General features: G+C 31.3%; 6 protein-coding genes. 2 read left to right on the top strand and 4 right to left on the bottom strand.

Features of this window, described 5'->3' with window-relative positions:
* Nucleotides 1–23 precede the first annotated feature (23 nt).
* From EAG11_RS09765 to EAG11_RS09750, 4 genes are all read right to left on the bottom strand, one after another.
* Complete coding sequence (locus EAG11_RS09765) at nt 24–1040, bottom strand: FAD:protein FMN transferase (protein WP_129539021.1); 1017 nt, start codon at nt 1038–1040, stop codon at nt 24–26.
* Between the two features lie 22 nt (nt 1041–1062).
* On the bottom strand, nt 1063–3252 hold the full coding sequence (locus EAG11_RS09760; protein ID WP_129539020.1) for a PepSY domain-containing protein: 2190 nt from the start codon (nt 3250–3252) through the stop codon (nt 1063–1065).
* A gap of 9 nt (nt 3253–3261) precedes the next feature.
* Nucleotides 3262–3747 (bottom strand): DUF2271 domain-containing protein, encoded by a 486-nt coding sequence (locus EAG11_RS09755; protein WP_129539019.1) that lies wholly within the window; start codon nt 3745–3747, stop codon nt 3262–3264.
* A gap of 80 nt (nt 3748–3827) precedes the next feature.
* Nucleotides 3828–5324 carry an ankyrin repeat domain-containing protein gene (locus EAG11_RS09750; protein WP_129539018.1) on the bottom strand — a complete coding sequence of 499 codons (1497 nt, stop codon included), beginning with the start codon at nt 5322–5324 and terminating at the stop codon, nt 3828–3830.
* A 619-nt stretch (nt 5325–5943) separates the two neighbouring features.
* On the opposite strand from EAG11_RS09750, the gene EAG11_RS09745 reads away from it, so the two are divergent.
* Nucleotides 5944–6543: a DUF4294 domain-containing protein gene (locus tag EAG11_RS09745; protein ID WP_242499329.1), complete on the top strand. Its 600-nt coding sequence runs from the start codon at nt 5944–5946 to the stop codon at nt 6541–6543.
* A gap of 242 nt (nt 6544–6785) precedes the next feature.
* Nucleotides 6786–13679, top strand: a complete 6894-nt coding sequence (locus tag EAG11_RS09740) for a S8 family serine peptidase (RefSeq protein WP_129539016.1) — start codon at nt 6786–6788, stop codon at nt 13677–13679.
* The last annotated feature ends 92 nt before the right edge of the window (nt 13680–13771 follow it).

Raw genomic sequence — 13771 nt, 5'->3', positions numbered from 1 at the left:
TAAAATGTTTACTGCGATTTATTTTAGTGAAATTTAGCTTTGAATTTTTTAAGACGGAAGTTTTCAGACTTTATAACTTTTCCTTTATCAGTAATCATTAGACAGCTGTAATCTGGGAATTTTTTAAGTAAGAGTAAACCTTCTGTTTGTCCGAGTACCATTATAGAAGTACTTAAACCATTTGCCGTTTCGGCATTAGAACCAAAAATTGTTACACTGCATAAGCCAGTTGCAGGATATCCAGTTGCAGGGTTTATGATGTGAGAATAGCGTTTACCATCAAAAACAACAAATTTTTCATAGCTTCCAGAAGTTGTTACAGCTTCTTGTTCTAAAGGTACAGTAGCTAAGAGTTTTTCAGGATTAAACGGATTGGTAATTCCTATTTTCCATGGAGTTCCATTTGGTTGACTTCCCCAAGTACTCATATCTCCTGATCCATTTATGATTCCAGCTTTGATACCTTTTGCCAGCATCATATCGCGACACTTGTCAGCGGCATAACCTTCTCCAAGTGCACCAAATCCTAATTTCATTCCTTTTAGTTTTAGGAATATAGTAGAATTTACGGAGTCTAAAATGATATTTTTATACCCCACTTTTTCTACCGATTTTTTAATATTTTCCTCCGTTGGCATTTCAGTCATTGATCCGTCAAATTTCCAGATTCTGTCCATGGCAGCAAAACTGATATCAAATCCACCATTTGTTATTTCTGATAAACGGATTGCTCTTTGCGTCAACTCAAAAACTTCACGATCTACTTTTACAGGTCGAATTCCTGAATTTTGACTTACTTCAGAAACTTGAGAATCTGATTTCCAATCTGAAATTAAATTCTCAATTCGTGTAATTTCAGCAATAGATGCATCAATATTTTGCTCAGCAGTAAGAGAATCTTTTGCAACAATTGTGATGTCAAAACGACTTCCCATAAGGAGCGTAGTTCTTTTTCGTAAAACTTGCGCATTGCTATAAAAGCTACTAGTTAGTACAAAAAGAAACAAAAGTTGCTGTATGAAATTTTTATTAACTGACATGTATAGTGTCTTTTAAGTACGGTTAATAACAATCCGTTAATAACTGTCCATTATTTTTAAAATCTAGTATGCTTTTGGATTGCTTAGAAAGGCATAATACATCAAGAGCCATTTCTACATCTTTTTGCATTGCCAACGAACCGCAGATCATTATAGTACCACCTTGTAATAATAATTCAACAAAAAAGGCAGCATCACGATTTATAAGATCCATTACATAAATGTGTTCTGCTTCACGTGATAATGCTAAATGAAAACTATGAAGTTGTTGCTTTTCAATCATAGTCGCAGCAAACTTTTTATATCCAGAAACTGTTTCTGTTTCCATTCTGAAGCCACAATACAAATGAGTTTCAGTTTTTATCTTGTTTTGTTCAATCATTCCAAGGAAAGGAGCAATACCAGTTCCATTTGAAATAAAAGCCACTTTTGGGGATTTTTTTGGAAAGTGAAAAGCTTGATTCTTAAGAATTCTCGCTTTGATGCTATCGCCAGGTTCAAGATTATTTAAATAAGTAGAACCCAATCCATGTGAATGCAGTTTTACAACTAATTGCACATTGCCAGAATGGTTTCCGATAGAATAGAGGCGTTCTCTATTATCATTTGCAGGATAAACGGCTAATAAATCACCAGAAACAAATTTGGTTCTGCTTCCTGTCTGTAAAGTAAGTATAAAAGTATGTTCAGAATCAGAAACAGGAGTTTTGTCTAATACTATTAATTTCTGTAAGCCTTTTGGAACTTCATTATATAAGGAAGGTGTTGGAGATAATGGAATTCCAGTTTTAGTACTCCATAATCTAACCCAGTTTACAAATTCTTCTGCAGATTTATCATTTACAGTTTGTACTTCTAATAAACGATTAGCCCAATTTTGTTTTTCTAGTAAAGAATCAATTTCAAATGCAAAACCGCAATAGTTTGGATAGATTTTTGAACCAAACCCGACAACAGAAAATTGAACTTTATGTTCTTGATTGTGTTTTTTTAGAATGGATGTAAATTTATCTCCATTAGAAGGAGCGTCTCCTAATCCGTGTGTTGATGTGAAAATGATGATATGTTCTGCTTTCGGAAAAGTTTTAAAATTATTCAATTCGGTTATGAAAACTTTTTCACCGTTTGCGATCAATTGTTTTTGAATCGCACTAGCAAATCGCAATGAACTTCCGTTTTCTGAACCAGCCAATAAGATAAATTTGCTTTCCTCAGCTTTGCATTTATTTTTGATTCGGTTTGCTCTTCTTTTTAAGGTCATTGCAAACCCCGAATAAATAAAAAACAAAATGTTTAGACAAGCAACTGCTAGAATTATTGCCCAAACTGCATTGGTTTTCCCAGTATGTAGATTAAGGCTTAAAAGAGCCAATTGCGATCTCATCGGAGAAAGTTTCTCTGTTACTACAGCGCCAGTTACCTGATTAACTTCGATTTCTCGATCATTTAATTGAATGATATAATATTCTTCTGGATCATCAGAGAAAGGGAATTCTATTTTTTTAACATCAGATAAAAGAGTTTGTTTGAATATTGATGGAGCATCATTTTTTTGTTCCGCAACTGTTATTGATTTTTCGAACTTATTATTCTCTTTGTCCATGAAAAAGTTAAACCTTTCCAATGTTAAATAAGTTCCAGTGAGTGCAATAATTAAAATCGGAATTAAACTCCATCTTCCTAATATGATATGATAATATTGAGAAAAATAATCTTTAGTTACTTTTGAAAAGAATTTACGAACTCCCAACTGTCTTTTAACAACAAGAACAAAACCCGAAATTGAAATTAAAAAAAGTAAAAATGAAATAATTCCAACAAAAAGACGGCCTGTTTCTTTTAAAAATAAAGAACGATGAAAAGCAGTAACCCATTGAATGAATTCAGTCTTTTTTAAAGGTTTTCCTAACTCTTTGGCGGTTAAAGGATCAATATGAGCATTAACGTCATTTCCGTCTTGATCAATAGCCTGCAACGTTACAAACTGATTATGATCTACAGTTAACTCTGTAATTTCAGGATATACCTTTTTTAAAATAGGTAAAGTCTGTTCTAAAGTTATTGTGTCAAAATTTGTTGCTCGATAAGGAAGCGTTTTTTCTTGTACAGCATCAACGGCCAAAACGATACCTGTAACAGATGCAATAAATAGAAACAAAGAAGAAAACAAAGCCAAAGCCAAGTGAGAGTAACGCCAAAAAGAAAGAATCATTATATGCTATTATATTTTATTTAATCTTACGTAACGGATGTATCCTTTACCTTCTGTTTTAGTAGCTAATCCTTCTGTTGTTAGAGGGATTTCTAAGTCGTTTACATAATATTTTTGATCCTCAACAGCACTTTCAAATCTTAATTTGTATCCAGAATTGATTTTAGAATTTTCAATTTCTATCGTGGTAATGCTTCTGTCTCCGCCTGTTACAGAGGCACCCGTTTTTGCACTAATATTATCAGATGGTTTTTTAGAATGAAACTTATTCCATTCTTTTAGAGTGTTATACCATTTTTTATCATCACCCATTACATAAAGTGTTTTTTCATATTCTCCTTTAGCATTGATAAGAGAAACAACAATATAGGCTCCTTCTCCCATATAGTTTGACATTTGAAGCATGCATTTGTATTTTGAAGCTTGTGCAGAAGCTTGAAAAGATATTAGGCAGATAAGGGCTCCAGTTAGAGCTATTTTAAATATTGATTTCATGATGTAATTGTGTTTGTATTATTCAATTCCTAATAATGCGATCTTTTATTGTTATTTTAAAGAATCGCAAAAAGAAGTTATTATTTTAAAAATTCTAAAGAGACGTTATTTTTCGTCAAAGTTTCATTTTCTTTTGCTAAAGCATATGCACTTTCGTCAAATTCAGTTTGAATATCTTTTTTTGCACCAATAGACAATAAATATTTCAATATAGAATCGTCTTTAGAAACCATTGCAGCTTTATGAAGAGCTGTTAAGCCATCTTTGTTTTTTGCATTTACGTCAATATTTAAAGAAGCTAATTTCTTTAATAATGTTAAATCATTTTTAACCATTGCAATGTGATACAAGGTACTTCCATCCACTTGTGGAGTTGCTAGGTTCAATCCTTTATCTTGAAGTAATTTTATTTTAGCATCGAAAGGATCTTTTGCTGAAGTAGCTTCACGACTATTTTGCGGACGGTATGATTGTACTAAATAAAAGCCTAAATTATTTCCGTCTTTATCTTTAACTGCAACGTCAGCTCCTTTTGCTAAAAGAATTTCAACAGCTTCGGGAGTTCCTGATTTTACTGCAAATGTTAAAGCAGATTCCCCTTTACTATTTTGTGCATTTAAGTTTTTTACTACCGGAAGTAATTTTTCTAAAACAGCAGTATCTTTTGCCGAAGCAGCAATCATTAATGGTGTATTTCCGTCTTTATCGGTTTTGTTTGCATCTACGCCTTTTGCCAAGAAATATGTAACGATTTCAGTTTGGTTAGGTTTAGCTACTAAAAAGTGAAGAACATTTTCTCCAGACTTTGTTACAGCGGTTGGTTTTATCTTAACTTCTTCAACTAAATATTTATAAGCTTCAAGAGAAGTTGCTTCTCTACGAGCTCCTTGTGCTGCAATAAGAAGTGCATTATCATTAAACTTAACTCCTTTTTCTAAAAGTTTCTTTAAAAGAGCAACATTTCCAGATCTAGCTGCGTAATTAAAAGCAGTGTTTCCTTGGTTATCAACGTCTTTTAATGACATTCCTTTAGTCGCAAAATAAGTTGATAATACTAAATCTTTATCATTAGGAATTGCCATTAATAATAAATTAGCTCCATCTCTATATTTTTTCTTTGGATCAATACCTGCTTTGAAAAAAGTGTCGTATAAAGCCGTATTAGATTGTCCGTTGCTAGCAGCGAAAACAACCGGTGTTGCACCTTTACTATCTTCAAGATTAATATCAGAACCTTTTGCAATAAGATATTCTACAAGTTCGATATTTCCTTTGTTGGCTGCCCAATGTAAATAAATACGACTGTCATGAGTCATTTTATTTACTGGATTTCCAGGCTGTTCTAAAAGGAATTTTATAGTAGCTATTGGAGCATCATTGTTAATTGCTAAAACAACTGGATCAAAAGCATTTTGATTGGGCTGAGACGGGTTGCTTCCTTTTTCTATTTCGGCTTTAACAGCACTTACATCTGGTGACGTTTTCCAAAATGATTGTTCTAGTAAGATGTTTTTTTGCTGTGCACTAACAAATAAAGTAGCAGCTAATGCTATAGAAATAAAAAGATTCTTCTTCATATTTATGTATTTATTGTTTATTGATTTTTGACAAGATTTGTTTTTTATTAGATAGAAATAACTTATCTATTTAGAATAAATAAGAATAGAGCAAATGTAAATATTAATATCTTTAAATCAAGTTTAATTTATCAAAAAATAAAAATAATTGGAACTTTAGATTTATATTATGTTAAATATGCTTTATACATTTTATTGTCTCTTTTTAGTTATTGTTTTATCTATTATTGATGTCAATCAAAGACTATTAGTTACATTCTGATCTTTTTATTGAAATTATTTCTATATAATTGGTAAATGAATTTTTTATGTCAAAGTAGGGATAAAAAGAAGTAGAGGTTATTTTCTAATTATTGTAAGCTAGTTGTTTTCAGATATAAACTAGTTTTTTTGATTCATATTTGGAGGCTAATATTATTTTTTAAATTGTTAAGTTGTTGTATATTAGTTTTATATGATATTTTTTTTCTAAAATATAAATTTGGTATTACAATTGTATATAAATGTATAATTTTACATTCAAATTAATAACTCAATGAAGTTTAGAACTTATTTATTTTGCTTTTTTCTAGTGTGTTTTGTTGGTCATGCTCAAATCGATAAAAATAATCCCCAACAAATGGGATACGTTTTAACCGAAAAGGATTCTATATTAAACGATACAATTCAATTACCAGAAATTATTATTTCAAAAGAAAAGCTTGATCCTGAGGCTCAAAAACAATTTTTAATTTTACAGAATAGAGTTTATAAAACATATCCATTTGCTAGATTGGCTTCGGATAGATTAGTTGCTCTTAATAAAGGTATGGCTCGTTTATCTTCAAATAGAGAAAAAAAGAAATATTTTAAAATTGTTGAAGATTATCTTAATAATGAATTTGAAGGGAAACTAAAGAAGTTATCTCGTAAGCAGGGGCAAATATTAGTGAAGCTCATTCACCGTCAAACAGGAACGACTACATTTGAGTTAGTAAAAACTTTAAAAAGTGGATGGAAAGCCTTTTGGGCTAACACTACAGCTAATGTTTTTGATATTAGTTTAAAGACTGAATATGCTCCTTATGAGGTTAATGAGGACTATTTAATTGAAACAATCTTAATTCGTGCTTTTGAATCAGGAAGATTACAATATCAAGCACCAGCTCATCCAGTTGATTATAATGATCTTAGTGAGCGCTGGCAAGAAAAAGCCAAAGAAATGAAGGCCATAAAATAGCTTTATTTTTTATTAAAAATTATGAGAAGACCTATCAAATATGTTTTGATAGGTCTTTTTTTATAGCGTTATTTTGATTAGTAAAATAAAATCCTTTTTAAATAACTTAAATCTTTTAATTCCCATAACTATCCATAATTTAATATAATAAATCTTATAATATAGGTTTTTGCAGAATTAATTTGTAAGTTTAATCTTTATTTTGTTTTTTAGAAATAAGTGTTAATCAAATAGTTTTCAAAATGAAGAAAAAATTACTTAACCTAATTATGATGTTTTTAGCTATTTTGGGATGGTCACAAAACATTTCAGAAACTGATTTTTCTATTACTATAAATGGAAATAAAATTTCGACTACTGAAAATTTTAAACAGCAGTTTATAGAATTAAAAAAGAATACAAGCAAACGACAAAGACTTGATAAGGAATATATTTTGTTGCAATTTATAAGAATACCTTCAATAGATGAGCAACAAAAATTGAAAAAACAAGGAGTCACTTTGCTTAGCTATTTATCAAATAATGCTTATTATGCTACAATTGAATCTGATTTTTATAGTAAAAGAAATGTGTCTGATAATATAAGAAGCATAATTGCGATTGATCCAAAATATAAATTAGATCTAATGCTTGCCAATAATACTATTCCAGATTATGCTTTAGAGGAAAATGGAGTTAAGGTAGTAGTAAGTTATTTCAAAGGAGTAGATTCAAAAGTTATCTCAAATGATTTATCAGGTTTGTTTGTGAAAAACATAAAAATTGAAGAACCATTTAATCAAATTTATCTGCAGGTTTCTAAAGATAAACTAGAAGATATCGCAAAAAAATATTGGGTACAAAATATTGAATTAATTGCAGCTCCTGTTGAAAGTGATAATAAACCAGGAGTAACTTCGCATAAAGCAAATGTTTTGGGATCTACTATTTCAGGTTTAGAATATGGATTAACAGGAAAGGGAGTGAAAGTTGGTGTTTGGGATGGAAATTTAGAGAACCATAAAGATTATACAGGGAGAGTAATTAATAAGGAGTATGAATACAATTCATCTCATGGCAGTCATGTAGCAGGAACTATTGGTGGGGCTGGTTTATTAGATCCTAGAGCAAAAGGGATGGCTCCAGAAGTACAAATGTATGGATGGAATTTTAATACCCAATCAAATGGTTTATCGGTTGCAAGCGAAAGATTAAAATCAATTGCAGAAGATGGAATTGAAATTACATCAAATTCTTATGGAACAAGTCTTACTTCTGGCTTTAGTACCTATAGATATAATGGATCAGATTATGGTGATGATTTTGTTACCGCAATGAACCCTTATCTTTTAAACATATATTCTAATGGAAATGCTCAAACTATATATCCGGGAGGATTTAATACTTCTACAAAAAATTCGAAGAATTCATTGCATGTTGCAGCAAATAATCCAAATGATCAGATTAGTGGTTATAGTAGTTTTGGACCAACAGTTGATGGACGCTTGGTACCACAAATTGCAGCAGTTGGGAGCAATGTGTATTCATTAGATTATAGTAATTCCTATCAGTTCATGAGTGGAACTTCAATGGCAACACCAGGAGTAACTGGTATAGTTGCTTTGTTATACGAAAGATATAAAGGTATTTATGGAGAGAAACCATTAGCTTCATTAATGAAAGCTTTAGTTGCTAATACCGCAAAAGATGTTGGGAATCCAGGTCCTGATTATAAATATGGTTTTGGAAACATAAATGGACTAAGAGCAGTAAAAGTATTAGATAAAAAAATGTTTTATACCGCTTCTGTTGCTAATGGAGAAAGATATGAAGAAAAAATTATAGTTCCAAAAGGATTGGTTTCACTTAAAGTAATGCTTGCCTATTCTGATCTTCCAGGGACACCAGGAGCAGGATCAATTCAGGTAAATGATTTGGATATTAAAATAGTAAAGGATGGAACAACGATTCTGCCTTGGGTATTAAATCCAATAACACCAGAAGCAAATGCCACTCGTGGAATTGATAGAATGAACAATATTGAGCAGATAACAGTAGACAATCCTACTGAGGGAATCTATAAAATTATAGTTACAGGTACAACAGTTCCTTTTAACAATCAGGAGTTTTCAGTGGTGTATGATTTTGTGACTCCAGGATTAGTTCTTACCTATCCGATAGGTGGAGAAAAATTTAATCCAGATACGACTGAATATATTCGATGGGATTATGAAGGAGATACTAAAACGTTTACCATTGAGTACTCTCTAGATGGAGGAATTAATTATCTAATACTCGCAAAAGATGTTCCATCAGTAGCAAGAAATTTTGAATGGAAAATACCAACTGGGATAGTTGCAAATGCTAAAATAAGAATAAGCGCAGGTACAAAAGTAGATGTTTCCAAAGAAGTATTTACTATTATTACAGAACCTAAAAATTTAGTTATCACACCCTCAGTATGTGGCACTCCATCTTATAAAATGGATTGGGATCCTATTAAAGGAGCAAAATATGAAGTTTTAAAAATGAACGGTTATAAATTTGATGTTGTAGCAACTGTTACAGAACCGACTTATATATTTGATAATCTTGCTGTAAGTGAGGATAATTGGTTTTCTGTTCGTACAGTAGATGGCATTACAGGAATAGTTTCTGAACGAGTTCGTGCCGTAAATGTAGAGCCAGTGTTTCAACCAGTATTAAATGCTTTAAAATTGCCGTTTCTGGAGAATTTCAATAATAGAAAAGCAACCAATTATGTTATGTCTAAGGGAGTTGCTGGAGGTATTAAATATGAATATATCAATGCAGAACTATTAGATGGTGTAAAGATGGAAGGCTCAAACACAACATCTACCTCTTCTTGGGTAGAAAGTACAGCAATAGATGCATTTGCAAATAATCCAGATTATATAAAAAAGATAGCATTTTGTGATATAGATGCAACAAGCCTTGCTGGAAAAAATATCCGAATGAAGTTTAATTTATTATGGAATAGTGTTGGACCAGTCAATAAAAGTTTTTTTAGAGTCCTGATAAATGGAAATCTTGTAAATAGCCATGAAAATAAAACGGATTATGGAGGGACACAATTATCAGGTAATACTGAATTAACCTATGATTTATCAGCTTATGCAGGAACTACATTTAGCATAGTATTCGAAACAGTTATAGATAATAACTTTATTGTAGTGAATAAAAAGAATGTTTACAATTTAGTTTTTGTAGATAATATTGCTATTTACGAAGCTACGTCAACTGATTTAGAATTAACTTCATTTATTCCAAAGACTAGCTTAACAGCAACAGAAGTTGTAAAAATAAAAATCTTCAATCATTCTCCAGTTGCTATAAGTAATATTCCAGTTTCTTATAAAATAAATGATGAAGAAGAAATAATTGAAACAATTCCAGGACCTATTAGCTCATTAGCAGAAATAGCTTATGATTTTACAAAAGCAGCTGATTTCTCTGCTCCAGGGCAATATACTGTTGTTGCTAATGTGAATTATATAGGGGATGAAGTAATAAAAAATAACACAGTTACAAATACATTTTATAATACTGGTACAGATGTTTTGATGGGATCTGTCGCTAGTATGACAACTTGTTCGGCAGTATTTACAGATGCAGGTACACGTTTTAATAATTATCCAATAGGAGTTACGCAAATAATAACTTTTAAGCCAGAAATTACTAAGAATAGTATAAATGTAAATTTTACTGATTTTGATCTCGAGATGGGTTATGATTTTTTATATGTTTATAATGGTTCATCTATAACAGCTCCATTGTTAGGTGCATTTACAGGAGCTGACTTACCAGAATCTTTGACTTCAACGGCAAGTGGAGGAGAATTAACCTTTAAATTTGTTTCTACTGATTATGTAAATAGAAGGGGTTGGATCGCAGCTATTAGTTGTGTTACAAAACCACTTGTAAATGACGCAGGTATAGTTTCTGTAGTAACTCCAGAAATTCTTGGTAAAAAATCAAGTACACACAACATAACAATTAGAGTTAATAATTTAGGGTCTGAAGCATTAACAGACCATCCAGTATTTTATCAGGTAAATAATGGAACAAAAGTTACTGAAACAATTCCTGCTATTCCAGGATATTCAACAGTTAGTTTTACGTTTAATGCCAAAGCAGATTTATCTACTGTTAATGCTGAATATAAAATTAAAAGTGGAATTGATATAGCAGATGATAATAGTGCTAATGATGTAATCGAAAAAACTGTATATAATAAAAATGAACTACCAGTTCACATTAATACAGATGGATATGCAATATCTAAATTGAAATGGAATGACATTGTAAATACTTCAGGAACTACAGCATATTCAGATTTTAAGAGTATAAAAATCCCTGTATATGCTGGCTTTACTTATCAGCCAGAGGTTACAATTAGTAGAACAGGAGTGCCAATTACTAGAGACCAAACAGCAAATGCGGGTGTTTTTACAATGATTGTTATTGACCTAAATGGTGATGGTAACTTAACAGATGAATTTTATGCAGGTAATTTTTGGGTAAATACATTACCTGCTTCGACATCACCTGCGATTAAGTCAACACCAACAGTGCATTATTTTAGAAATAAATCCTCATTAGTAGGAGGTTTAACTATTCCGTCAGGTACAAAAGCTGGTGAGAAACTAATGCGTATTATACATATGTATCGTTCGCCATATGAGTATTTTAATGTTAATCTTGGACCAACTATTGATGGAGTAACAACTTCTAATGAAGATTTTGAAATAGAAGAATATACAATTGATGTATTGCCATTTACTGTAGCAGATGCAAGTGTAGAGAGAATTGTAACGCCACTTAAGTCAGGTAAGAAACCAGTTTCAGTGGAAGTAGTGATACGTAATTATTCGAATACTCCAATTACGAACTTCCCAATTGCCTATAAAATTAATGGAATCAACGAAGTAGTTGAAACTGTAGTAGACCCTATTGCATCTAAAGCGACTGCTAATTTCACATTTACTACAAAAGCAGATTTGAGTCTTCCAGCAGATTACACAATCGATGTTTATACTAAATTGAAAGGTGATACAGATGCTACAAATGATTCTAAATCAGTAACAATAGCACATGTTCCAAATTATGCTACAAACGTTACAGGAACTTTTGATGGATTAGATGATTTTGTAGTTATTGATGCTAATCCAGCTTTAAATCTTACTAATAATTATACATTCGAAGCATGGGTTAATCAGAAGGAACCAAGTATTTTAGGTAGAATATTAGATAAAGGTACAGTGCTGTTTTTTATACATAACACATCTAGTCTTAGCATTTATAAAGAAAATAGTTTAGTACTTTCTATAACTACTGCCAAAGGTTCTTATGTTATAAATACGGGGCAAAATTCAATTAAGCAAAATACTTGGCATCATATTGCTTATAGGGTAAGTAAAACCAATATTTATAAAATTTATATAGATGGAGTTTCGGTTCCTTTTACAAGCACAGGCATAGCAGGAGAGGCAAGTTCAAATGCAACATCATCTGCTTATATAGGAAACAATGCAGGTTTAGCACGTGGCTTAAATGGGAATATAGACGAAGTTCGTATTTGGTCAGGAGTTCGTACTCTAGCAGTAATAAAAGGCAATGCAATGAGAAACTATGTTGGAAATGAACTAGGTTTGGATGCCTATTACTCCTTTTCTGAAGGAGATAAAGAGTTTGTTCATGACTCCTCAATATATGATAATACAGCTGTTGTGAAAAATGCTGATACAAATGGCATAGGAGAGGGGAAATTTTGGAACGTACCAGTTTTATTGCAAAAACTAGATTTTATAAATCAACTATCATCATCATATGATGCAACTACCAAAACATATACAATTTTATTAAAGAAAGGAACTGATGTAGCTACTGCTGTTGCTAAATTTTCATTGGAGATGCAAAGTATTGCAAAAATAAATGGGATAACACAAATAAGTGGCAAAACAAAAAATGACTATACAAATCCAGTGATCTTTACTGTAGAAGGTGTAGGTTTTAATGCTGGAATTAATGAAGTCTATACATTAAAAATTATAAGTAATTTAAAAACGGAAAGTAAGTTACTATCTTATGATTTTAAAACAGCTTCTAATCCTGAGTTAACTGAAGAGATTAATACAGAAATAGTTGGTAATAATGTTACTAAAACTCTTCCTTATGGGGTTAATCTATCTAATTTAATTGCAGATTTTACTGTTTCATCAGGAGCGGAACTATATATAGATGGAGTGAAACAATTAAACTCAAAAACTACTTCATTTGATTATACAGATAGTTTTTTAGTAACTGTAGTTTCAGAAGATAAGTTTTCTCAAACAAATTATACAATAACTTTAGATGCAAAGAATTCTGAAACCAATGTTATATCTTATTCGGTAGCAAACCAAATAGGAGCAACTATAATAAATTCAGATTTAAAAACGATACAAGTTTTTGTTAATAACAACGCCAATTTAAGTGCTTTAATTCCAAGTTTTCAAATATCCGATTTTGCATCATTGCGTATTGGTACCATTAAACAAGATAGTGGAGTCACGGAATTAAATTATACTTTACCTGTGGTATATAATGTAATGGCACAAAATGGTACAATCGAAAATTGGATAGTAACAATTGAGAGAGTCAGACCGACAATCATACTTAAGGGAAATACAGTTGTATATTTAAACAAAGGATGTCCGTATATTGAAGCAGGTTATACTGCTAAAGATAATTTGGATACGGATATCAGTGAGGGAGTCACGGTCTCAGGAACAGTTGATATAAATACGGCAGGTCAATATATCTTAACTTATAAGATAAAAGATCTATTGCAAAATGAGTCTTTAGTGACTCGTATAATAAATGTATCAACATCAGTTTGTGCTCTGGAAGTAGATAAGAATGAAATCGATGGATTTGTAATTTATCCAAATCCAGTAAAAGAAGGAAAGGTATATGTACAGACAGCCTTTACCGGTATAAAGAATATTGTGATATCTGATATGGCAGGAAAAATTGTTTTTACAATTGAAACAGAAAATAGAGAATTAAATATTCATAGACTACCATCAGGAGTTTATATTATGAATGTAGAGCAGGATGGTAAGGTATCAACTCAAAAACTTATTGTTGAATAAATAGATTGCATAATGTGAATTATTCTAAAGTGGCTACTATAATTATAGTAGCCACTTTTTTTATTAAATCACTTTTTCTAATCCAAGATTGC

Source organism: Flavobacterium sp. 140616W15, assembly GCF_003668995.1.
Lineage (GTDB): Bacteria > Bacteroidota > Bacteroidia > Flavobacteriales > Flavobacteriaceae > Flavobacterium.
This window is presented reverse-complemented; position numbering and strand designations above follow the sequence as displayed.